Annotated in this window: 15 protein-coding genes and 2 tRNA genes; 10 read left to right on the top strand and 7 right to left on the bottom strand. The window is 61.1% G+C overall.

From position 1 onward, the window contains the following. Nucleotides 1-14: 14 nt before the first annotated feature. Nucleotides 15-2096, bottom strand: a complete 2082-nt coding sequence (locus GYM54_RS05980) for an alpha-amylase (RefSeq protein ID WP_181101223.1) — start codon at nt 2094-2096, stop codon at nt 15-17. 251 nt (nt 2097-2347) lie between these two features. Between GYM54_RS05980 and malE the strand changes: the two genes are divergently transcribed. The 5 genes from malE to GYM54_RS05955 all read left to right on the top strand — a co-directional run bounded on the left by malE (nt 2348) and on the right by GYM54_RS05955 (nt 10081). After that, a complete protein-coding gene (gene malE / locus GYM54_RS05975) occupies nt 2348-3535 on the top strand; it encodes a maltose/maltodextrin ABC transporter substrate-binding protein MalE (protein ID WP_181101225.1) in 1188 nt (395 codons plus the stop codon). A 63-nt stretch (nt 3536-3598) separates the two neighbouring features. Continuing rightward, complete coding sequence (malF, locus tag GYM54_RS05970; protein WP_181101228.1) at nt 3599-5161, top strand: maltose ABC transporter permease MalF; 1563 nt, start codon at nt 3599-3601, stop codon at nt 5159-5161. A gap of 194 nt (nt 5162-5355) precedes the next feature. Further along, nucleotides 5356-6246, top strand: a complete 891-nt coding sequence (malG, locus tag GYM54_RS05965; protein WP_181101230.1) for a maltose ABC transporter permease MalG — start codon at nt 5356-5358, stop codon at nt 6244-6246. A gap of 195 nt (nt 6247-6441) precedes the next feature. Further along, nucleotides 6442-9186 (top strand): HTH-type transcriptional regulator MalT, encoded by a 2745-nt coding sequence (malT, locus tag GYM54_RS05960; RefSeq protein ID WP_197445692.1) that lies wholly within the window; start codon nt 6442-6444, stop codon nt 9184-9186. Between the two features lie 346 nt (nt 9187-9532). Beyond that, nucleotides 9533-10081 (top strand): sugar O-acetyltransferase, encoded by a 549-nt coding sequence (locus GYM54_RS05955; protein WP_131650344.1) that lies wholly within the window; start codon nt 9533-9535, stop codon nt 10079-10081. Between the two features lie 41 nt (nt 10082-10122). Here the strand turns inward: GYM54_RS05955 and GYM54_RS05950 are convergent, their stop codons facing one another. Beyond that, complete coding sequence (locus tag GYM54_RS05950) at nt 10123-11403, bottom strand: hypothetical protein (protein WP_197445693.1); 1281 nt, start codon at nt 11401-11403, stop codon at nt 10123-10125. 338 nt (nt 11404-11741) lie between these two features. Between GYM54_RS05950 and GYM54_RS05945 the strand changes: the two genes are divergently transcribed. Together GYM54_RS05945 and malK are read left to right on the top strand one after the other, a co-directional pair. After that, nucleotides 11742-13361 carry an alpha-glucosidase gene (locus tag GYM54_RS05945; RefSeq protein ID WP_131650346.1) on the top strand — a complete coding sequence of 540 codons (1620 nt, stop codon included), beginning with the start codon at nt 11742-11744 and terminating at the stop codon, nt 13359-13361. Nucleotides 13362-13455: 94 nt separating this feature from the next. Continuing rightward, on the top strand, nt 13456-14571 hold the full coding sequence (malK, locus tag GYM54_RS05940) for a maltose/maltodextrin ABC transporter ATP-binding protein MalK (RefSeq protein ID WP_197445694.1): 1116 nt from the start codon (nt 13456-13458) through the stop codon (nt 14569-14571). Nucleotides 14572-14632: 61 nt separating this feature from the next. On the opposite strand, the gene sugE is transcribed toward malK, so the two are convergent. The 3 genes from sugE to rdgC all read right to left on the bottom strand — a co-directional run bounded on the left by sugE (nt 14633) and on the right by rdgC (nt 17013). Further along, a complete protein-coding gene (gene sugE, locus GYM54_RS05935; RefSeq protein WP_131650348.1) occupies nt 14633-14947 on the bottom strand; it encodes a quaternary ammonium compound efflux SMR transporter SugE in 315 nt (104 codons plus the stop codon). A 139-nt stretch (nt 14948-15086) separates the two neighbouring features. Then, nucleotides 15087-16031 carry a bile acid:sodium symporter family protein gene (locus GYM54_RS05930; protein WP_197445695.1) on the bottom strand — a complete coding sequence of 315 codons (945 nt, stop codon included), beginning with the start codon at nt 16029-16031 and terminating at the stop codon, nt 15087-15089. 61 nt (nt 16032-16092) lie between these two features. Next, entirely contained in the window at nt 16093-17013 is a 921-nt protein-coding gene (gene rdgC / locus GYM54_RS05925; RefSeq protein ID WP_197445696.1) for a recombination-associated protein RdgC, read from the bottom strand. Nucleotides 17014-17225: 212 nt separating this feature from the next. Here rdgC and GYM54_RS05920 point away from each other — a divergent pair. The 3 genes from GYM54_RS05920 to GYM54_RS05910 all read left to right on the top strand — a co-directional run bounded on the left by GYM54_RS05920 (nt 17226) and on the right by GYM54_RS05910 (nt 18483). Further along, a tRNA-Val gene (locus tag GYM54_RS05920) sits at nt 17226-17301 on the top strand. Nucleotides 17302-17314: 13 nt separating this feature from the next. Beyond that, a tRNA-Asp gene (locus GYM54_RS05915) sits at nt 17315-17391 on the top strand. Between the two features lie 336 nt (nt 17392-17727). After that, nucleotides 17728-18483, top strand: a complete 756-nt coding sequence (locus GYM54_RS05910) for an FKBP-type peptidyl-prolyl cis-trans isomerase (RefSeq protein WP_131650350.1) — start codon at nt 17728-17730, stop codon at nt 18481-18483. A gap of 274 nt (nt 18484-18757) precedes the next feature. On the opposite strand, the gene rimO is transcribed toward GYM54_RS05910, so the two are convergent. Further along, entirely contained in the window at nt 18758-20080 is a 1323-nt protein-coding gene (rimO, locus tag GYM54_RS05905; RefSeq protein WP_197445697.1) for a 30S ribosomal protein S12 methylthiotransferase RimO, read from the bottom strand. Between the two features lie 124 nt (nt 20081-20204). Continuing rightward, a complete protein-coding gene (locus GYM54_RS05900; protein WP_197445698.1) occupies nt 20205-21806 on the bottom strand; it encodes a sensor domain-containing diguanylate cyclase in 1602 nt (533 codons plus the stop codon). Nucleotides 21807-21874 lie beyond the last annotated feature (68 nt).

Raw genomic sequence — 21874 nt, 5'->3', positions numbered from 1 at the left:
GGCTTGCGGCCAATTCACTGGTCGGCCGAAGCCCCGGCCTGCACTACGATCACGCGGTCGTCACTCAGGGTTCGAGAAAACGCATAGGGCTGACCGGGCAACCGCTCGTGCCGCCCGGCGCCGATAGCCGGATGCCGCGCGCGAAACTGGCCGAGCACGCGCCAATGGCGAAGCAGCTCGCTGATTTCCGGTTGCGATTGTTCTGCCCAGTTCATCGACGAGCGCGTGCCCTGGAAGGGGTCCGAACCCGTCGGGCCGAACGGCCTGGCCGTCTCGTCGCCATAGAAGATCTGCACCGCGCCGGGTGCAAGCAGCAAGGCGTTGGCCAAACCGCGCTGCTTGCCCAGGCTTTCGCCGGTTTGCTGAAAGAACAGCGCGGTATCGTGCGACGAGGCGTAGCTCATGAAGTTGTGCTCGGGATGCTCGGCCAGCAACCGGGCGTAATCGGCATAGGTCGGCTCGGCCTTGGTCAGGCATTCGCTGGCCGCCGGTGCCGCCTCGGTCTGGAAGGCGAAGTTGATCAGCGCATCGAAGCCGTTTTCGCGGTACATACTGGTCTCCGGCCCGTGACCGAATACTTCGCCGACCATCCAGAACGGCGTGCCGGCGAAGGGGTCGTCCGGGTTCGCGGCCGACCAGTCGGCACGGGCGCGGTCGGCCGCCTTACGCAGCTCGGCCCAGGCATTGGGTTCGACATGCTTCACCGTGTCGACGCGAAAGCCGTCGACTCCATATTCACGCACCCAGTCTGTGAGCCATTCGATCAGGTAGTCGCGCACCCGGTAGCCTTCGCGGGCCGTCGCGCCGGTCGGTTGCTTGTGCTGCAGGAAAGCCGGCAAGCCGACGGGCTGATCGCTCTCGGTCTTGAAGTCGGGCAGAAAGCTCAGCGAGCCCTTGACCGGATCGACCACCGCGCTCGGCGGCTGGTCGTAATCGCCGAGGCCTGCACGTACCCACTCCTTTCCCCACCAACGGACCCAGTCCGGGTGCTGGTAGTCGACCAGGTTGTGGTAAGCGTGCAGATTCTCGTAAGGCTCGGGCTGCCAGTCTGCCCAGCGTTCGGGCAGGTACTGCGCCATACCGTCACGCAGCCCGCCGAAGCCGAAGGTTTGCATGTCCGCCAAAGTCGAATAGCCGGGGTGGTTCATCACGACGTCGAACAGCACACGAATCCCGCGCGCGTGGGCCTCGGTCATCAGCTCGCGCAGGTCGGCTTCGCTGCCCATGTTGGCGTCCAGTTCGGTGAAGTCGAGCGCGTAATATCCGTGGTAACCGTAATGGCGAAAATCGCCGTTATCGCCGCCGCCGACCCAGCCGTGGATCTGTTCGTACGGCGCGGTGATCCAGACGGCACTGACACCCAGCTCGGCGAGGTAGTCCAGCTTGCCGGTCAAGCCTTTCAGGTCACCGCCGTGGAAGGTGCCGATTTCATTTTTACCGTCGGGCTGGCGGCCGTAGCTGTTGTCGTTGGTTGGGTCGCCATTGGCGAAGCGGTCGGTGACGACGAAATAGACGGTTGCGTTGCGCCAGTCGTGAGCAGCGGTCGCGGGGGCTTCGACGGCTTCCAGCAAGAGCAGGCCGTCGCTGCCGGCGGCGGGCGTCAGCGTAACGCGTCCACCTCGGACCTCGGTCGTCTGGCCGCCGTAGGCGTCGCGCACCCGTTCGCCCTCTGCGAAGACGTCACCGACGCTGATCGTTACTGGCCCGCCGCGCCAGACCGGGCAGGCAATGGAGGGTTCTGACGGTTCGGCCTCCTTGATCGGTAGCAGACGCAGGCTGGCGTCTTCGCCGATGTCGGCAATCAGGCGGTAATTGCCGGCCGCCGGAACGTTGAAGCGATACGCGCTGTCTTTGCCCAGCGGCTGCTTGCGGTAGAGCGCCAATGGCTGCGTGTTATCGGCGTCGGGCGCGCCCAGCTCGAGTTCGCCGGCGGGCAGCGCCAGCTCGGTGCTGTAGCGCTCCGGTTGCATTTCGCTCCAGCGTAGGTGAAGCGGTTCGTCGCCGATGCGAGCGGTGAGGGTCGGTTCGGCCAGCACGAGCTGAGCGGGAAGAGCGAGGCCAAAGGCCAAGTGACAAACAGACGTCCGGCGGTGCATGGTATCGATCCGTTTTGTTGTTTTCGCTGCATTTAACACCCTGCTGTCAGCGAAGTGCAGGCGTAATACCGGTTTTTGCAGGCGGAATTTTTCATGGCGCAGCCGGCTCATCTACGCCCCATCTCTACGCCCTCGCTGACTACGCCGGGGAGGATGTGCGCACGAGGAGGCTGGTCGAGTATTCAGGAACTGCAAATGCCCGAGGGCTGCAGATGTGGGATCAACAATAAGAAGCCACGAGGAAACAAAGCATGAACAAGACGCTGTGGGGTATGGCCGCGGTCGGCCTGGCTGCAACTATCAGTCTCCCATTGCCGGCCATGGCGGCGATCGAGGAAGGCAAGCTGGTCATCTGGATCAATGGTGACAAAGGCTACAAGGGGCTGGAGAAGGTCGGCGAGAAGTTCACTGCCGAAACTGGCATCCCGGTCGAAGTGGCGCATCCGGACAGCGCCACTGACAAGTTCCAGCAGGCCGCCGCCACCGGCAACGGCCCCGACATCTTCATCTGGGCACACGACCGCATCGGCGAGTGGGCCAAGAGCGGCTTGATCACCAAGGTCTCGCCGAGCGAAGAGACCAAGGGCGAGATCGCGGATTTCGCCTGGAATGCGGTGAGCTACGACAACGCGCTGTGGGGCTACCCGATTTCGGTGGAAACCATCGGCCTGATCTACAACAAGGCGATGGTCGATACGCCCCCGAAGACCTTCGATGAAGTCTTCGCACTCAATGAAAAGCTCGCTGCCGATGGCAAGCGCGCCATCCTCTGGGACTACAACAACACCTACTTTACCTGGCCGCTGCTGGCTGCCAATGGCGGCTACGTGTTCGAGAAAACCGATGGCGGCGTCAACGTCGAGTCCACAGGCGTCAACAGCGCTGGCGCCAAGCAGGGTGCCAAGGTGCTCAGCGATCTGGTCGAGAAGGGTGTGATGCCCAAGGGCGCTGACTATAGCGTCGCCGAAGCGGCCTTCAACAAGGGCGACTCGGCGATGATGATCAGCGGTCCCTGGGCCTGGAGCAACATCGAGAAGAGCGGCATCGACTTCGGTGTGGCGCCCATTCCGGCGATCAATGGCGAACCCGGCAAGCCCTTCGTCGGCGTCACTGCCGCGACGCTCAATGCGGCCAGCCCGAACAAGGATCTGGCGGTCGAGTTCCTGGAGAACTACCTGCTCGAGGTAGAAGGCCTGAAGACCGTCAACGCCGACGTGCCGCTAGGCGCGGTAGCGAACCAGGCGTACATGCAGGAGCTGTCGTCCAACCCGCACATCAAGGCCACGTTCGAGAACGCACAAATGGGCGAGCCCATGCCGAACGTGCCGGAAATGGGCGTCTTCTGGTCGTCCATGGCGGCCGCGCTCACCAACATCACTTCGGGCCGGCAGACTGTCGACGCCGCTCTGGACGATGCCGCCAAGCGCATCACCCGATGAAACCGTCACCGGCCGCCATGGCGCGGCCGGTGATCTATTCTCAGGTTAGAAAGGTTCCCCGTTGTGAATGCCCTCGCTGAGTTGCCTAGCCCTGCCATGAACACCCGTACCAAGACGCTTCACCCCTCGCTGAAGGCCGGGTTGCGCTGGCTGGTCTGGCTCACCTTCAATGCCTTCGCGCTGTATCTTGTCGTGGCGCTCTATGCCCAGGGGCAAATGGCATTCGCGCTGCTCGGCCTGGTCGTTACCGGGCTGGCCAGCTACGTCTTCATCAACCGGCGTACCTATGCCCACCGCTACATCTACCCGGCGGTGGCGGGGATGCTGGTGTTCGTCATCTTTCCATTGCTGTACACGGTGGGCATCGGCTTCACCAACTACAGTGGCAGCAACTTGCTTAGCCAGAAACAGGTGCAGCAGTACCACCTGAACCAGACCTACCTCGCCGGCGAACGTTACCGGTTCAGCCTGCACACGAGCCCGGACGGTGAACGTTTGCGCGTCGACAAGGGTGAGCAGGGTGTGTTCGTCAGCGAGCCGCTGACGGGCGAGCCGAATGCCGAGGAGCCGCTGGCAATGCAGCGGGCCGAAGAGGTCAACGACCTTGGCGAGGCACTGCCGTTGCGCGACGTCATCCAGCGCCGTGATCAGTTGCAGCAGCGGGTGATGCGCGGCCCGGACGGTCATCTGCTACGTCTCTATGGCCTGCGTGAAGTGGCGGCGGTGGAGCCGCTCTACCGCGAAGGTGAAGATGGTGTGCTGATCAACAACCAGACCGACGAGCGCCTGACGCCAGACCTTGATATTGGGTTCTACATCGACAGCGCCGGCAAGGCGCTGGCGCCGGGCTTCACCGTGTTTGCCGGCTTCGACAACTTCGCCAAGGTACTGACCGACCCGAGCATCCGTCAGCCATTCCTGCAGATATTCGTGTGGACGGTGTGCTTCGCTGCGCTGACGGTGGTCTTCACGCTGGCCGTGGGCCTGGTGCTGGCGAACCTGCTGCAATGGGACATGGTGCGTGGCAAGCCGTTCTACCGGGTCATGCTGATCCTGCCGTACGCGATACCGGCATTCATCTCAATACTGGTGTTCCGCGGGCTGTTCAATCAGAACTTCGGTGAGATCAACCTGCTGCTCAACAGCCTGTTCGGCATCCGCCCGGACTGGTTCAGCGACCCGGCCCTGGCGCGCAGCATGATCCTGATCGTCAACACCTGGCTCGGTTACCCCTACATGCTGCTGCTGTGCATGGGGCTGCTGCAGGCAATTCCGCGTGACCTCTACGAAGCCTCGGCGATGGATGGCGCAACGCCGCTGGATAACCTGCTGAAGATCACGCTGCCGCTACTGATCAAACCCTTGGCGCCGCTGCTGATCGCCAGCTTTGCCTTCAATTTCAATAATTTCGTGCTGATCACGCTGCTCACGCGTGGCGGACCGGACATCATTGGCGCGACCACGCCGGCCGGGACCACCGACCTGCTGGTTAGCTACACCTACCGCATCGCCTTCCAAGATTCGGGGCAGAACTTTGCCTTGGCCGCAGCCATCGCCACGCTGATCTTCATCGTTGTCGGCGCCATGGCCTGGCTGAATCTGAAACTCTCGAAAGTGAAAGTATGAAAGTTCGCAAAAACGCTCTCGCCTACTGCGGCCGCCTCCACGTGTCCGCTGCTGACGTTGCGCCACGCAAAAAACGGCGTCATTTGGAATCGCCCAACTCCCCCGTTTTTTGCGTAACGCGCGTTGCCGCGAACTCGTTGAGACAACCTCGCGACGGCGCTCGCAGTTTTCGCAAACTTTAAGGAGACCCGGACATGGCCATGGTTCAACCTAAATCCGTCAAGTACCGCCTCTGGCTGACGCACGCCGCGCTGCTCGGCTTCATCGCGCTGATCGTGTTCCCGCTGCTGATGGTGGTGTCGATCTCCTTCCGTGAAGGCAACTTCGCCACCGGCAGCCTGTTTCCGGACAACCCGACGCTCGAGCATTGGTCGCTGGCGCTGGGCATTCCCTACACCCACGCGGACGGTACGGTGACCAATCCGCCGTTCCCGGTGCTGTTGTGGCTGTGGAATTCGGTGAAGATCGCGTTGATCAGCTCGGTGCTGATCCTCATGCTTTCGACCACCAGCGCCTACGCCTTCGCGCGCATGCGCTTCAGCGGCAAGGCGCCGATTCTCAAGGGCATGTTGATTTTCCAGATGTTCCCGCCGGTACTGTCACTGGTGGCCATTTATGCGTTGTTCGACCAGCTCGGCCAGCACGTCAGCTGGCTCGGGGTGAATAGCCATGGCGCGGTGATCGTCGCTTCGCTGGGCGGCATGGCGCTGCACATCTGGACCATCAAGGGTTACTTCGAAAGCATCGATGGCTCGCTGGAGGAGGCGGCCATCGTCGATGGCGCGACGACCTGGCAAGCGTTCTTTCATATCCTGCTGCCCATGAGCGTGCCGATTCTCGCGGTGGTGTTCATCCTCTCGTTCATCACCAGCGTGACCGAATACCCGATCGCATCGGTGCTGCTGATGGACGTGGACAAGCTCACCCTGGCTGTCGGTGCGCAGCAGTACCTGTATCCGCAGAATTACCTGTGGGGCGACTTCGCCGCGGCGGCAGTGCTGTCCGGGCTGCCGATTACCGCGGTGTTCCTCTACTGCCAGAAGTGGATCGTTGGCGGGCTGACGGCGGGCGGAGTGAAAGGGTAGCAGGCCGTTGAAAAACGTAGGCGAGGCAGGCAAGACAAGGCAAAAACAGCCGAAGAAGCGGAGTTTAGGTGTACTAAATGAGCATTCTGAGGCTGTTTTTAACGCCGTATTGCCAACGCAGGTAGTTTTTCAACGGCCTGCCAGGGCCTGTTCCCGTTTTAGCGCGCAACAGTGAACGGAATCGAGGGAGACGATATGAATGCCGCAATGCCTGCTCCGCTGCCACTGATACCCGCAAAAATGAAGATGCCGCCGATGCCGCGCGGGCTGCTGGCGCGGCCAAGACTGGATGAGTGGTTTCACCATTTGGGCGAGGTGCGTCTGGCGGTATTGCAGGCACCCAGCGGGTTTGGCAAAACCACTCTGGCGTGTCAGTGGGCGCTCGCCTTCGAAGGACGAGTCGCCTGGCTGCAGCTGCACCCCGGCGACAACGATCCGCTTCAGCTCGGCCGCTATCTGCTGCAAGTGATCGATGCGCAGCTGGAGCACGGATGTCCGCGCAGCCTGTTGTTGGCCGAGCAGGGACGGGAAGTCTTCGACACCCTGCTCACACACTTGCTGGCAGAGCTGCCGGGCGAGCACGAACCGTTGCTGTTGGTATTGGACGACTTCGAGACGCTGCACAACGCCGAAGTCATCGCGGCCCTGCGATTTTTTCTGCGCAACATGCCGGCGTGGATAACGCTGCTGGTGTGCAGTCGCGGCCTGCCCGAACTGGGCGTGGCCGATCTGCGTGTGAAACACCAACTGCTCATCGTGGATGTGCAGCATCTTGCGTTCGAGACCGACGAGGTGGAAGCGCTGCTTGGGTTGGGCTTGCCAGTAACGGTCAACCGCGAGCAGGTCGAGCGTCTCAACCGGCGCATCGGCGGCTGGCCCTGTGCGCTGCAACTGGCCTTGCAGGAAGTGCAGACCGGACGCGGCATGGACCTGTTCCTGGAGAATCTGCAGCTCGGGCATCCCTATATCCGTGACTACATGCGCGAGCAGGTGATGGACCGGCTGAGCGCGTCGACGCTCGATTTTCTCCAGGCCACCTGTCTGCTGGACCGCTTCAACGCCGCCCTGGCCAATCACCTGACCCAGAACAGCAACGCCCGCGACATGCTTGAACAGCTGGATCGCGGCGGCCTGTTCTTGCTGCCGCAGGACGGCCTGCGCCAGTGGTACGCCTACCATCCGCTGTTCGCGACCTTCCTCCAGGGCGAGCTGCGCACGCACCAGCCGCAGCGCATGTCGGAGCTGCATTTGCGCGCCGCCGAAGCACTGATGGCCGAGAGCCTGCCGGAAGAGGCGGCGCGTCATGCGGTGCAGGCGGGTTGCCCGGTGCGGGTCGGTGAGGTGCTGGAGCGACATGGCCGGCAGTTCTACCGCCTGGGGCGGTTGGGGCTGCTTCAACAGTGCCTGGAAACGCTGCCGGAACAGGTCATCGCCGGCTCGCCGCTGTTCACGTTGCTGCAAGCCTGGATATCGCAGAATTCCTATCAGTTCGATCAGGTCGAGCGCTGGTTCAAGGCCAGCGAGCAGGCGTTGCAACACAGCTGCTCGGACGAGGACTGGGCGCGCATCGTTGGTGAGTTCAATGCCGTGCGCGCGCAGGTGGCGATGAACCGTGGCGATGAGCAGCAGGCTATCGCCCTGGCCCGTGAAGCGCTGGCGTGCGAACCGTTGATCATGCGCACGTCCAGGGTGGCGGCGCTATCTGGGCTCGCCGAGGCGCATTTCGTTCAGGGGCTGCTGCCCCAGGCGCAAAAGCAGTACGAAGAAGCCGAGCGCCGCGCGCGGGAGATTCGTGCGTCGCATCTGGTGGTGTGGAACCTCGGTCAGCTCTCGGAAATCGCCATCGCCCAGGGCTATCTGCAGAAGGCCTATTCGCTGCAGGAACGAGCCATTCAGTACGTCGAGCAGGCCGAGCTGCAAGCCACGCCGATCATGGAATTCATCTACCGCGTGCGCGGACAGGTGCTGCTCGAATGGCATCATCTGGACGCCGCGGAGCAGTGTGCGCTGCAGGGCATCCAGATTCTCGAAGACGTCGGCGATCGCTGGCTCATGCAGTGCTATGCGCTGCTGGCCGGCGTCGCCCATGCCCGTGGCCAGCAGAGCGCGTGCGCCGATTACATCGGCAAGATCCAGAGCATGCTGGCCAACGACAACTACCACGTCGACTGGCTGGCCAACGCGCACGCGGTGATGCTTAGCTACTGGGATTCGACCCAGGACAAAACCGCTATCCAGCAATGGCTGCTCACCGCACCGGCGTTGCAGCGCGGGCTCAACCACTTCGCCCAGTACAACGGTCGCAACCATGCGCGCGCCCATCTGTCGCTGAAGCAGCCGGACAGGGCACTGCCGATCCTCAGGCAGCTGCAGGTCGATGCCGAACAGCACGGCCTGATCATGGACCTGAACCGCAATCACATCCTGCTGGCCCAGCTGCATTGGCTGCGCGAGGAGCGTCAGCAGGCGCTGGATCATCTGCAGCAGGCGTTGACACTGGCCAGCAGCACCGGGGCCATCGGCAGCTTCCTGCGCATCGGCAAGCTGATCATCGCCATGCTTAAAGCGCTGCAACACGAGCGCCAGCTCGATGAGCTCGAAGCCCAGCGCGCGGATCGGCTGATCCAGTTGGCCCAGCAGCAGCGCGATTTCAGCCGGGCGATCCGCATCACGCTGGATGAGGCGGTCATCCAGGACATCATTAATCGCCCGGACGTGCCTGAACTGATCCGTCATTCGCCGTTGACCCGCCGCGAATGGCAGGTGCTGAGCCTGATCCACGCCGGCCAGTCCAACGAGCAGATCGCCGAACACCTGAACGTGGCGCCGACCACCATCAAGACGCACATTCGCAGCCTCTATCAGAAGCTCAATATCACCCACCGCAACGAGGCCGTGCAGCTGGCGCGCAGCCTGTTGAGCAAGATCCAAGGCGAGTAGGGTCTGTTGCCGTTTCGTACGCGGCCGCGCCGGAGCCTGTTTTTGCGCGAGGCAAGGCACGAGGAGTGTAGTTTGGCTATTCCAATTGGGTGACGAGAAACGCCGCCTCGCACAAAAACAGGCCCGGCCCGATGGGTTGCGCGGCAAATGGCGCCATGCGGCGTTGCGGGACTTGGCAAGGGAACAATCATTACCTGCGTCCCGCGCCTTGCCTGGCGCCATTTAGCGCAGCAACGCGGCTCGCGACGAAACGGCAACAGACCCTAGCGCCGGTATCGTTGCGAGCAATTGCGCATCCGTCCGGTCCAACGGCGGGTGCGTACCTTCCCATCGTTGGAGCCAGACCATGCCCATGACCGAAAAACAGAAGATGCTCGCTGGCGACTTGTATCAGCCGGGCGACGCCGAGTTGCAGGCTGACCAGGCCGCGGCCAAGGCCTGGATGGTGCGTTACAACGCCGCGCTCGGCGAAACCGCCGCAGTGCGTCGGGCCATGCTGGGCGAGTTGTTTGGCAGCGTCGGCGAAGGCGCGGTGATACGGCCACCGTTTCACTGCGATTACGGCTACAACATTCACTTGGGCGAAGGGGTATTCCTGAATTTCAACTGCGTGATTCTGGATGTGGTGGAGGTGCGTATCGGTGCCGGCACGCAGATCGGGCCGGCCGTGCAAATCTATGCCGCGGACCATCCGCGCGGTGCCGAGGAGCGCCGCAGCGGACTGGAGTTCGGGCGTCCGGTCGTGATAGGCGAGCACGTGTGGATTGGCGGCGGCGCGGTCATCCTGCCGGGCGTGACCATCGGCGATGGTGCCTTGATCGGGGCGGGCAGCGTGGTGACTCGAGATGTAGCGGCAGGAGCGACGGTGGTCGGTAACCCAGCACGCAGTCGCTAAGGGAAGGGCAACCGGCCACATGGGCCGGCTGCCGATATCGCTTACTGCTGGGTCACGATGGCCATGTTGCCCGAGCCCATCTGCGACACGATGGCGGAGTTACCCATGCCGCTCTGATCGAGAATCGCCTGGTTGGCGGTGCCGCCTTGCAGCACCTGAGCCAAATGACCTTCGCCGGTCTGCATCAGGCTGACCTCGTTGTCGGAGCCGTAGATCTGCTGGATATCGGCGACGTTGAGGTCGCCGTCCTGCAGCACATCCACGCGGTTGTTATCGCCATAGCTCGAACCGGTCAGCTCGTTGCCATTGCCGCGTTGCTCTGCGGTGAGCAGGTTGTCGGAACCGTCCTGAGCGAAGTCGATCAGGTGATCTGTACCTTGCTGAGTGAGATAAGCCTCGTTGTACTGGCCGGTTTGCTGCAGCGAGGCAGTCTGGAAGCTGCCATCGAGCTGGTCGACGGTCACGTAGTTGTTTTCGCCAGTCTGCTCGGTGCTGGCGTTGTTGCTGTCGCCAGCCTGGAAAATGTCGGCGCTGTTCGATGTACCGTCCTGGTAGATCGAGGCAGTTTGCAGCGAGCCGCTCTGGTCGATGTAAGCCTCGTTCATCAGCCCTTTCGATTGAATGCTGGCGCTATGTTCCGAGCCTTCCTGCATCACCGATGCGGTCTGCAAATCGCCTTGTTGGACGACCTCAGCGCTGGAGTCGAAGGCATTCACCTGATACACGGTCGCATCGTTGCCATCGCCTTGCTGATCGACGAAGCCGTCATTGCGGGCGCCGCCCTCCTGCCACACCAGTGAGACGTTGTCGTTGCCGATCTGCAGCTGCTCGGACAGGCTCGACTCGGTGCTGCTCTGGATGGTTTCGGCGAAGTTGTCGTTACCGTCCTGCTCGGTCACGGCTGTGCTCAGGTTGGCGGAGGTCTGCTCAGTGATCGCGGTGTTGAAGCTGCCTTCCTGGTACTGACGCGCGCTGGCGCCGAAGGTGTCGGTCTGGACGATGCTCGCGTCGTGGTTGTCGCCGTTCTGCAGCTGGACCGCTTCGCTCTGTTCAGTCGAGTTCTGCACGATATCGGCAAAATTCAGGTCGCCGGTTTGGGTCTGGACGGCATCCGACATCGTCGCCTGGTCCTGGGTGACCGTTCCATCATTGTTCGCGCCGATCTGCGATTGATAGGACAGGTTGTCCTGGCCGCCAGTCTGGGTCACTTCCGCGATGTTATCGGCACCCGACTGGTTTTGTTCTGCGCTGTTTTCGTCGGCATAAGCCTGGGTGGCGAGGATCGCGATGATGGCGGCTGCGAGGGGCTTGCACTTGAACATTTCGTCTCTCCATGGGTTTGGGGATGCGTGTCGCTCCTGGCTGGTGCGGCGGCGCAAGGAGTGCTGGGCGCGGCAGCTACTACGGGATCAGTCCTGGAACTGCACTGATCCTATAAGCCGCTCGTGACAGATAAGTGTCGATTCGCTTGTTTGTCGACGGTTTTATGACGAAATATTCGGGGCGCTGACTCGATGGCGTGACGGGCACTACGCCCCCTTTAAGGAGCCTCTCTACGCCGGGTTCATACGCCTCGACAATCGATGCGCGGGAGGATGTTGCGGTGGTTTGACGCACCTAGAGTGGCGGCGTGTTCCCCCAAACATCGAAGGTTGGTTGTATGAATCGCAATGACTGGTGGCGCGGCGGCGTCATTTATCAGGTTTACCCGCGCAGCTTTTTCGACAGCAATGGCGATGGGGTCGGCGATCTGCTCGGTGTGGTGGAGAAGATCGACTACATCGCCAGCCTTAACGTCGATGCCATCTGGCTGTCACCGTTCTTCACTTCGCCGATGAAGGACTTCGGTTACGACGTGTCCGACTACCGCGGCGTAGATCCGCTGTTCGGTACGTTGGAAGATTTCAAGCAGGTCATCGACGTCGCCCATTCACGCGGCATTCGCATCCTGATCGATCAGGTCCTCAATCATTCCTCGGATCAGCACGCCTGGTTCAAGGAAAGTCGGTCCAGTCGCGACAATCCCAAGGCAGACTGGTACGTGTGGGCCGACGCGAAAGACGACGGCACCGTGCCCAATAACTGGCTGTCGGTGTTCGGTGGCGCTGCCTGGACCTGGGACAGCCGGCGCAAGCAGTACTACCTGCACAACTTCCTCTCCAGCCAGCCGGATCTGAACTTCCACTGCGAAGAAGTCCAGCAGCAGCTGCTCGATGACATGGAGTTCTGGCTGAAGCTAGGCGTCGACGGCTTCCGTCTGGACGCCGCGAATTTCTATTTCCATGACCGCGAGTTGCGCGACAACCCGCCGAACCACGATATTCGCGAAGGCAGCATCGGCGTGCGGCTCGATAATCCCTACGCGTTCCAAAAGCATGTGTACGACAAGACCCAGCCGGAAAACCTGGGCTTCCTGCGCCGCATTCGGCAATTGCTCGATCGTTATCCAGGCAGCGCCACCGTGGCCGAAATCGGTTGTGATCATTCCCTGAGCACCATGGCGGCCTATACCGGCGGAGGCGACGCCCTGCACATGGCTTATTCCTTCGATCTGCTCACCGAGCAGTGCAGCCCGGGTTTTCTGCGGCACACCATCGATTGCGTCGAGCGCGAGCTGGTCGACGGCTGGCCGTGCTGGTCGATCGGCAACCACGATGTGGTGCGGGTGATGAGCCGCTGGGCACTGGCCAGCCAGCCGGATCATGCGCGCGGGCGGATGTTCATGGCGATGCTGCTGTCGATGCGTGGCAGCGTGTGCCTGTATCAGGGCGAAGAGCTGGGCCTGGACGAGGCCGAACTGCAATTCGAGCAATTGGTCGACCCCTACGGCATCCGCTTCTGGCCCGAATTCAAGGGTCGAGACGGTTGCCGCACGCCGATGCCCTGGCATGATCAGGACCAGCACGGCGGCTTCAGCCGAGAGCAGCCCTGGTTGCCGCTGGCCGACAAGCATCTGCCGCTGTCGGTGGCTGCCCAAGAGCCTGACTCGAACTCCATGCTCAACATCTACCGTCGCTTCCTCGCCTGGCGCCAGGATCAGCGCTTGCTGATCGAAGGCAGTATGCGCACCATTCACCATGATGATGCGCTGCTGGTCTACGAGCGCCGTCTGGATGAAGAAGTCTGGGTCTGCCTGTTCAATATGGGCGACAGTGCGCGGCACTTCGATCTATCGGCACCGGTCGAAGGGCTGGACGTGCCATCGGCGACGGCCGTTTTCGAAGGGCAGGGCGTCCACCTGCCGGCGCATGGATTCGGATTCGCACGCCGGCTCGGATGAGTCGACCGGTAGGGACGAGGCGCTTGCTTCGTTTCGACCGGCCTACCGCTCGCCGCGATTCGTCGCGGCGGCTGTTTGAAGGAGAACAACAAGAATGGCCAGCGTAACCCTGCGCAATATCTGCAAGAGCTATGAAGACGTCCCCATCACCTGCGGTATCGATCTGGATATCGCCGATGGGGAATTCGTGGTGTTCGTCGGCCCGTCCGGCTGTGGCAAGTCGACGCTGCTGCGGCTGATCGCAGGCCTAGAGGACATCACCGACGGAGAGCTGCAGATCGACGGCGAGCGGGTCAACGAACTGCCGCCGATGGATCGTTCGGTGGGAATGGTGTTTCAGTCCTACGCGCTCTATCCGCATATGAATGTCGCCGAAAACATGGCTTTCGGCTTGAAACTGGCGAAGATCGACAAAGCCGAGATAAAACAACGCGTGGATTCGGTGGCAAAGATTCTGCAACTCGACAAACTGCTCGACCGCAAGCCAAAGGATCTGTCCGGTGGACAGCGCCAACGGGTTGCCATCGGTCGCACCATGGTCCGCGAACCCAAGGTTTTTTTGTTCGACGAGCCGTTGTCGAATCTCGATGCCTTCCTCCGCGTGCAGATGCGCATCGAAATCTCGCGCCTGCACCAGCGTCTCAAGGCGACGATGATTTACGTCACCCATGATCAGGTCGAAGCCATGACCCTGGCCGACAAGATCGTCGTGCTCAACGCCGGGCGTATTGCCCAGGTCGGGCCACCGCTGGAGCTGTATCACTATCCGAAGAATCAGTTCGTCGCTGGTTTCATCGGCTCGCCACAGATGAATTTCCTGCCGGTGCGCGTACTGCGTGCGGACGCCGATTCGGTCGAAGTGACGATGCCGGGTGGCAGCGCCTTGCGGGTGCCGGTGGACGGCACGCTGATCAACCCAGGCGATGCGTTGACGCTCGGCGTTCGGCCCGAGCATTTCGTCGATGCCGAACAAGCGGATTTCGTCTTCAACGGCGAGATTGCAGTGGCCGAGCGACTCGGTGACCACAACCTGCTGCACCTGAACTTCGAAGGCGTGGATGACATGGTTGCGGTAGCCAGCGATGGCAATCGCCGCGTTGCCGTCGGCCAACCCTACGCCACCGGGCTTCTGGCCACCAAATGCCACCTGTTCCGCGCCGACGGTGAGGCCTGCGCGCGACACTATCGCGAGCCGGCGCTGCACGGCTGATGAGCGAGGCAGCAGGCGTTCGGTCGGCTGCCTCGGTGTCTAACGGGCATGAAAAGATCTGTTAGTGGCTGAGCTTCAAGCCCAGCAAGCCGGTACAGATCAGCAGTACGCTGCCCAGGCGAACCAAGCTCATCGACTCGCCGAACAGGATGATGCCGGCAATCACGGTGCCAACCGCGCCTACGCCGGTCCAGATCGCGTAGGCCGTACCCAGCGGCAATTCCTTCATCGCCAGACCCAGCAATCCAAGGCTGATCAGCATCGCGGCGACCGTAAGCACAGTGGGAAGAGGACGAGTAAACCCATCGGTGTATTTCAGGCCAACGGCCCAGCCAATCTCGAACAGACCGGCGAGAAACAGAATGATCCAAGACATGTGCACCTCTACAGGACGGTAATGTGGGTGGGGCCGTCCCCGATGCGTCTGTGCAGCCTGAGGTCGTCCTCAGCAGGCGCTATTGTGCACAAGGATATGGTCCGTGCAAGCGGCCCGGACCAATGAATGGGGCGTGCAATTAGCTGGCTTGCTGCTCTTTTTCCTTCATCCGGCGGTAGACGGTCGCGAGCAGCGCGCCGGAGAGGTTATGCCAGACGCTGAAAAGCGCGCTGGGTACCGCTGCTAAGGGCGAAAAGTGCGCGCTGGCCAGGGCCGCACCTAGGCCGGAGTTCTGCATGCCGACTTCGATCGAAAGTGTCTTGCGCTGCGCCAGCGGCAGGCCGAATAGGCGACCAACAAAGTAGCCGAGGCTAAGCCCCAGACCGTTGTGCAGTATCACCACCGCCATGATCAGCAATCCCGACTCCGCAATCTTGGCCTGGCTGGCCGCAACCACGGCGGCGACGATGATCACGATGCTGACCACCGAGACCAGCGGCAGCACTTCGATCACATGGTGCACACGGTTGCCCAGCAGACGGCGTGCAATCAGGCCGAGAGCGATTGGTAGCAATACGATCTGGACGATGGACATGAACAGAGCGCCGAAATTGACCGGTAGCCAAGCCGAGGCGAGCAGCCATATCAACGCGGGCGTTACCAGCGGGGCGAGCAGCGTAGTGACAGCGGTGATCGCCACCGATAGCGCCACATCACCGCGAGAGAACCAAGCGATCACGTTAGACGCGGTACCGCCCGGGCAGCAGCCCACCAGAATCACTCCTACGGCGATCTCGGCCGGCAACCCCAGCAACTTGCAGAGCAGCCAGGCCAAGGCCGGCATGATCAGAAATTGCGCCCCGACACCCAACGCCACCCAAAGCGGGCGACGCGCGACTTCCGCAAAATCGGTCGCTTTCAACGTAAGTCCCATGCCGAACATGACCAGCCCCAATAACGGGACAATCCAGGCGGTGGCAGGCAGAAACCAGTTGGGCAGGAAGAAGGCGAGAACGGCGAACAGCAGGACCCAGAGGGCGAAGGTATTGCCGACAAAGCGGCTGAGGGCGGCGAGGGCTCGCATTGGGCTTACCTTGTGATTATTGAGAGTGCGCCGTCAGCCGGGCCGACGGCGCTAGGGCAGCTTAGATGCCCTGCGGGATCTCCTCACCACCCAAGGCCTCGAACAGAGCGGGTAGGAATTCGCCGAAGGTCAGCATCATCAGCAGGAAGCTGGCGTCCTGTTGGCCGAGATCGTCGTCACCGCCATCCTGTTCGGCCTGGTCCTGCAGCAACTCTTCGAAGCGTAGACGCTTGATCACCAGCTTGTCGTCGAGTACGAAGGACAGCTTGTCCTGCCAGCCGAGCGAAAGCTGAGTGACCTGCTTGCCGACTTCCAGATGCTGCTGGATTTCGTCGCTGGTCAGGTCCTGGCGCTTGCAGCGCACCACGCCACCATCCTCGTGCGTGTCGCGCAGCTCGCATTCGTCGAGCACGAAAAAGTCATCGGCAGCTTTCTGGGTTTTCACCCATTCGGTCATGGTCGCCGAAGGGGCGATCTTGACCGTCAACGGACGCACCGGCAGGGAGCCGATGGCCTCGCGTAGGGTAGAGAGCAGATCCTCGGCGCGCTTGGGGCTGGAGGAATCGACCAGAATCAGGCCCTGCTGCGGGGCGATGGCGGCGAAGGTACCGGACTTGCGGATGAAGGCGCGCGGCAGAAAGGACTGGATGATGTCGTCCTTGAGCTGATCGCGTTCTTTTTTGTAGACCTTGCGCATCTGCTCGTTTTCGATCTCGTCGACCTTTTCCTTCAGTGCGTCCTTGACCACGCTGCCGGGCAGGATGCGCTCTTCCTTGCGCGTGGAGATCAGCAAAAAGCCCTGGCTGGCGTGCACCAGAGGCGCATCTTCGCCCTTACCGAGGGGTGCGACGAAACCGTAGGTGCTCAGCTCTTGGCTGGCACAGGGGCGGGCGGGCTTGGCGGCCAATGCAGCTTCAAGTGTCTCGACATCGAAAGGGACGTTCTGGGTGAGACGGTAGACGAGCAGGTTGCGAAACCACATGGCGATTTGTAACTCCGGTAAAAGCAAAGCGCGCATTATTCCCGTCCGAGCAACCCAGGCCAAGCCTGCAAGGTGCCAATGCCGATGGAAACCGCAATTCGGCAATAAACAGTGGGTTCCTAAGTCTTTGTAAGTTCTTTGATTTTTTTTTCAAAAGGGGGTTGCCAAGGTTCGGAACCGTCTCTAGAATGCGCCCCACTTCGAGAGCAAACGGGTGATTAGCTCAGCTGGGAGAGCATCTGCCTTACAAGCAGAGGGTCGGCGGTTCGATCCCGTCATCACCCACCACTCGAGGTTTAGCGCAGCGGTAGTTCAGTCGGTTAGAATACCGGCCTGTCACGCCGGGGGTCGCGGGTTCGAGTCCCGTCCGCTGCGCCATATTCGTTATCAGGGACCACTGAACGCCTTGATAGCATGAGAAAAGCGACCTTAGGGTCGCTTTTTTTTTGCCTCCGATTCGCAAAACCACTTGTCGACCGACGTTCGCCAAGCCCAGACATGCAGGGTGGGCCGGGCGGCGTTCCGCTTCAGCCCACCAGTGGAGCGCGGTAAAAGGAAAGCTTCACGCTCTGCTCGCTTGTTTCGTGCGGCACTTCCTTTCTTTGCGCTGTCTTTACTCTTTACATCGGTACGCTCGGTAGCCACTGTCGGGGGCGACTGTTAAGCTCCGGCAATTGATTTCGCCTCCCTTTCAAGCGCATTTAAGGAAACAGAATGAGACATCATCGTTTGGCGTCTGCGATAGCCCTGGTTGGCCTGGTCCTGACGGGCTGTGATTCGGAAACCAGCGCCAAGCTGGAAACTCCGGCACAGAAGGCGTCCTACGGCATTGGCCTGAACATGGGCAAGAGCCTGGCTCAGGAAGGGATGGATGATCTCGACTCGGTCGCTGTTGCGCAGGGTATCGACGATGCCCTGACCAAGCAGGAGCAGAAGCTGACCGACGAGGAGCTGATGGAGGCCTTTGCCTATCTGCAGACACGTGCCGAAGAGCGCATGGTCAAAATGAACGAAGAGGCGGTCGCAGCCGGGAAAAAATTCCTTGAAGAGAACGCCAAGCGTGAAGGCGTGAAGACCACAGAATCCGGCCTGCAATACGAAGTGATCAAGGAGGCCGATGGCCCTCAGCCTGGTCCGAATGACGTCGTTACCGTTCATTACGAGGGCAGCCTGACCGACGGCACCGTTTTCGATAGCTCGATCAAGCGTGGTTCTCCGATCGACCTGCCCGTTGGTGGCGTGATTCCGGGTTGGGTCGAAGGACTGCAACTGATGCATGTAGGCGAGAAGTACAAGCTGTACATCCCGAGCGAGCTGGCGTACGGCGAGCAAAGCCCGAGCCCGCTGATCCCGGCCAATTCGGTGCTGGTCTTCGATCTTGAACTCCTGGGTATCAAAGGCGACGAAACCGAAGAGGCCCCTGCCACCGAAGTCGAGCCCGAGGCTGCCGAAGAGGCCACTGCACAGTAAGGTTTTCGCTGTATCGAAGCCCTGTCCGTCAGGTTGTAAATCCGCAGACTAGACGCAAGCTGACAATGAAAGCCCATATCACTCGATACGGGCTTTTCCCTTTGTGGGGTTCATCCGGTGAGGGTGCCGGCAATCCGTTCTCAGGTTGCTCTCAAGACATAAACAAACGCCCCGATGCCGTACAGCAGTCGGGGCGTTTGCCATTATCAAGTTTGGAACGTCGCTCTGGTTGACTGGGCTTCTCTAAGAGTGCCCGCTAGCGCGGCTTGCTCGCTTAGATTGTCTCAGCCCAGAGGTCGTACTCGTCAGCATTGGTCACGCGGACCCAGACCTTGTCGCCAGGCTGCAGTGGATGCTCGCTGTCGACGTAAACCATGCCGTCGATTTCCGGGGCATCGGCGTAGGAGCGGCCGATAGCGCCGTCTTCATCGACCTCATCGATCAGCACTTCGATTTCCTGGCCGATCTTGCGCTCCAGGCGAGCGGCGCTGATGGCTTGCTGATGGGCCATGAAGCGGTCCCAGCGATCCTGCTTGACCTCGTCCGGTACCGGCTCGAGGTCCAGTTCCTCGGCCGGTGCGCCCTCGACGGGGGAGTACTGGAAGCAACCGACACGGTCCAATTGTGCTTCGGTGAGCCAGTCGAGCAGGTACTGGAAGTCCTCCTCGGTCTCGCCTGGGAAGCCGACAATGAAGGTCGAGCGAATGGTCAGTTGCGGACAGATCTCGCGCCACTTCTTGATGCGTGCCAGGGTCTTGTCCTCGAAGGCCGGGCGCTTCATGGCCTTGAGCACTTTCGGGCTGGCGTGCTGGAAAGGAATGTCCAGGTAGGGCAGCAGCTTGCCCTCGGCCATCAGAGGAATCACGTCATCGACGTTCGGGTAGGGGTAGACGTAATGCAGACGTACCCACACGCCCATGCTCGATAGCGCCTGGCAGAGTTCCAGCATGCGCGTCTTGACCGGCTGGCCGTTCCAGAAATCGGTTTTGTACTTTACGTCAACGCCATAAGCGCTGGTGTCTTGGGAAATCACCAGGATCTCCTTGACGCCAGCATTCACCAGGCGCTCGGCTTCGCTGAGCACATCGCCAACCGGACGGCTGACGAGCTTGCCGCGCATGGAGGGGATGATGCAGAAGCTGCAGGTGTGGTTGCAGCCTTCGGATATCTTCAGATAGGCGTAGTGACGCGGCGTCAGTTTGATGCCCTGCGGGGGAACCAGATCGACGAAGGGGTCATGATCAATATTGGGCGGCACCACTTCGTGCACGGCATTGACGACTTGTTCGTATTGCTGCGGACCGGTGACAGCCAGCACGCTGGGGTGCACGCTGCGGATGTTGTCTTCAGCCACGCCCATGCAGCCGGTGACGATCACTTTGCCGTTCTCGGCGATGGCCTCACCGATTGCGTCCAGCGATTCGGCTTTAGCGCTGTCGATGAAGCCGCAGGTATTGACCACCACCACGTCGGCGTCCTGATAGGTGGGCACGATCTGGTACCCCTCCATACGCAGCTGAGTCAGGATGCGTTCGGAGTCCACCGTGGCTTTAGGGCAGCCAAGTGAAACAAATCCAACGGTAGGCGCTTTGCTCATCGAGTAACCCTCAGGACACCAAGCGTAAAAAAGCGCGCGAGTATACAGCTATTTCTGCGGCTTTCGGTGGTCATCTGAGGCTCAGGCGCCAAGTGGCATTCAGCTTGATCGAGCTTGAATCGATTCAACCGCCCCGGTTGAAATCCAACGCTGGATCCCGATCCAGGTCGGCGACCTCTGAGCGATTGCGGCCGTGTTGCTTGGCCAGGTACAGCGCGCCGTCTGCCAGTTTGAGGACGCGCTCGATGTTGTCGGCGTGTATGGGCCAGACGGCGATTCCGAGGGAAATGCTGATGTGACCCACGGGTGGGATCTGCTTTTGCTCGACGCAATGGCGCAAGCGTTCGGCGACTCGCAATGCCGATTCGACATTGGTATTCGGCAACAGCATCAGAAATTCTTCGCCACCACTTCGGCAAAGGGTATCGGCGTCTCGCGAGCAGGCGGTCATCAATTGCGCCAGCTGACGAATGACCTGATCGCCAGCATCGTGACCGTAACTGTCGTTGATGCGTTTGAAGTGGTCGATGTCCAGGGCTACGACCGCGAATGAATGGCCTTCGGCACTTAGAGCCTCCAGCGCAAGGGTAAGGCCGCGGCGGTTGTGCAGACCGGTCAAGGGATCGGTCTGGGCGTCGAGGTTGAGCTTGCCGATGCGTTGATGCAGCAGGCTGATGCCCAGCTGCATCGCTCGCTTGAGTTGCGCGGCCTCGAAATACCAGGAGCGGATGCGCTGGATACGTTCCGCGCTGGTAGGTGCATCCATGCCGCTTGCGCTCTTGGCCAGTTGCCAGAGCGGACGCGAAATCAGCCCGGATAACCACCAGACGCCAACGAAAGTCAGCAGTGCGAGGGGGGCCGTTTGGCGCAACACTTCAAGCATCAAGTCGTCGAGCGGGTGTAGCGTCGCCGCGGTCGGGCGTTGCGCGATGATGCCCCAGCGCGCGGTCGGCACCGCGGCAAAACCGGCCAGCATGTCTTGCCCCTGGCTGTTGATGACCCGCTGGCTACCCGACTCGCCGCTGACAACCCGGTCGATGACTGCATTTTCCCCGACTACGGTGCCGAGGCGTTTAGGGTCCGGGTGGTAGAGCAACCGCCGATTCTGGTCCACCGCGTACAGGTATGAACCATCCTGGTAAAAATGCTCGCCGAGCATGCTGTTAAGGATGTTCGGCTCCTTGAGGCTGATGACGCCGCCGATGTAGCCAAGGTACGTGCCGTCATCGTCGAGGATCGGTTCGGATATCGATATCACGAGCGTCCCGAGAGCTGAAATGTAGGGGCTGCTGATCAGCGGCCGTCGCTCTCGAAGCGCTTCTTGCGCGCCGGGTGAACCCAGTTGGTGCCCGATCAGCGGCTCGCTGTGGGGCGAAATCGCACGCACCACACTCCGGACGTCGGTGACGACGACGGTGTTGAAACTGTTCGTCTGCAACCGCAGTCGTTCGACCTCCCCGTGCAGCGTTTCATCATCGAACTGCTCGGCCAGGATATTTGCGCTGTAGCGGAGCTGCTGTTGCACCGAATCGAAGAAGGTTTCGGTGCCGACGGCCAGTTTGGCCGCGTAGGCCCGATTGGCCTCGAGGGTGCTGTCGATGAGCGATTCGCGCTGCACCTGATAGCTCGCATAGAAGCTGATGCTCAGCGTAATCAGCCCGCTGAGAATCGCCAGCATCACAATCAGCCGCCGCAGGTCTACGCGAAACAGTAGGGCAAAAGACATGAAATCTGATTGTCGATAGGCAGAAGGAAATCGCAATGCATGGTAGGGGGTTTAGCTATGACGCTCCA

The sequence above is a fragment of the Pseudomonas sp. MTM4 genome, assembly GCF_019355055.1.
Lineage (GTDB): Bacteria > Pseudomonadota > Gammaproteobacteria > Pseudomonadales > Pseudomonadaceae > Stutzerimonas.
Note: the sequence above shows the minus strand (reverse complement) of the source record. Positions and strands in the feature narration are given on the sequence as shown.

Excerpts from the sequence above, each read along its gene's own strand:
- GYM54_RS05910 (WP_131650350.1), top strand. The coding sequence starts at position 17,728 with ATGAGACATCATCGTTTGGCGTCTGCGATAGCCCTGGTTGGCCTGGTC.
- GYM54_RS05955 (WP_131650344.1), top strand. The coding sequence starts at position 9,533 with ATGCCCATGACCGAAAAACAGAAGATGCTCGCTGGCGACTTGTATCAG.
- malK (WP_197445694.1), top strand. The coding sequence starts at position 13,456 with ATGGCCAGCGTAACCCTGCGCAATATCTGCAAGAGCTATGAAGACGTC.
- sugE (WP_131650348.1), bottom strand. The coding sequence starts at position 14,947 with ATGTCTTGGATCATTCTGTTTCTCGCCGGTCTGTTCGAGATTGGCTGG.
- GYM54_RS05980 (WP_181101223.1), bottom strand. The coding sequence starts at position 2,096 with ATGCACCGCCGGACGTCTGTTTGTCACTTGGCCTTTGGCCTCGCTCTT.
- malG (WP_181101230.1), top strand. The coding sequence starts at position 5,356 with ATGGCCATGGTTCAACCTAAATCCGTCAAGTACCGCCTCTGGCTGACG.
- rimO (WP_197445697.1), bottom strand. The coding sequence starts at position 20,080 with ATGAGCAAAGCGCCTACCGTTGGATTTGTTTCACTTGGCTGCCCTAAA.
- GYM54_RS05945 (WP_131650346.1), top strand. The coding sequence starts at position 11,742 with ATGAATCGCAATGACTGGTGGCGCGGCGGCGTCATTTATCAGGTTTAC.
- malT (WP_197445692.1), top strand. The coding sequence starts at position 6,442 with ATGAATGCCGCAATGCCTGCTCCGCTGCCACTGATACCCGCAAAAATG.
- malE (WP_181101225.1), top strand. The coding sequence starts at position 2,348 with ATGAACAAGACGCTGTGGGGTATGGCCGCGGTCGGCCTGGCTGCAACT.
- GYM54_RS05900 (WP_197445698.1), bottom strand. The coding sequence starts at position 21,806 with ATGTCTTTTGCCCTACTGTTTCGCGTAGACCTGCGGCGGCTGATTGTG.
- GYM54_RS05950 (WP_197445693.1), bottom strand. The coding sequence starts at position 11,403 with ATGTTCAAGTGCAAGCCCCTCGCAGCCGCCATCATCGCGATCCTCGCC.
- rdgC (WP_197445696.1), bottom strand. The coding sequence starts at position 17,013 with ATGTGGTTTCGCAACCTGCTCGTCTACCGTCTCACCCAGAACGTCCCT.
- GYM54_RS05930 (WP_197445695.1), bottom strand. The coding sequence starts at position 16,031 with ATGCGAGCCCTCGCCGCCCTCAGCCGCTTTGTCGGCAATACCTTCGCC.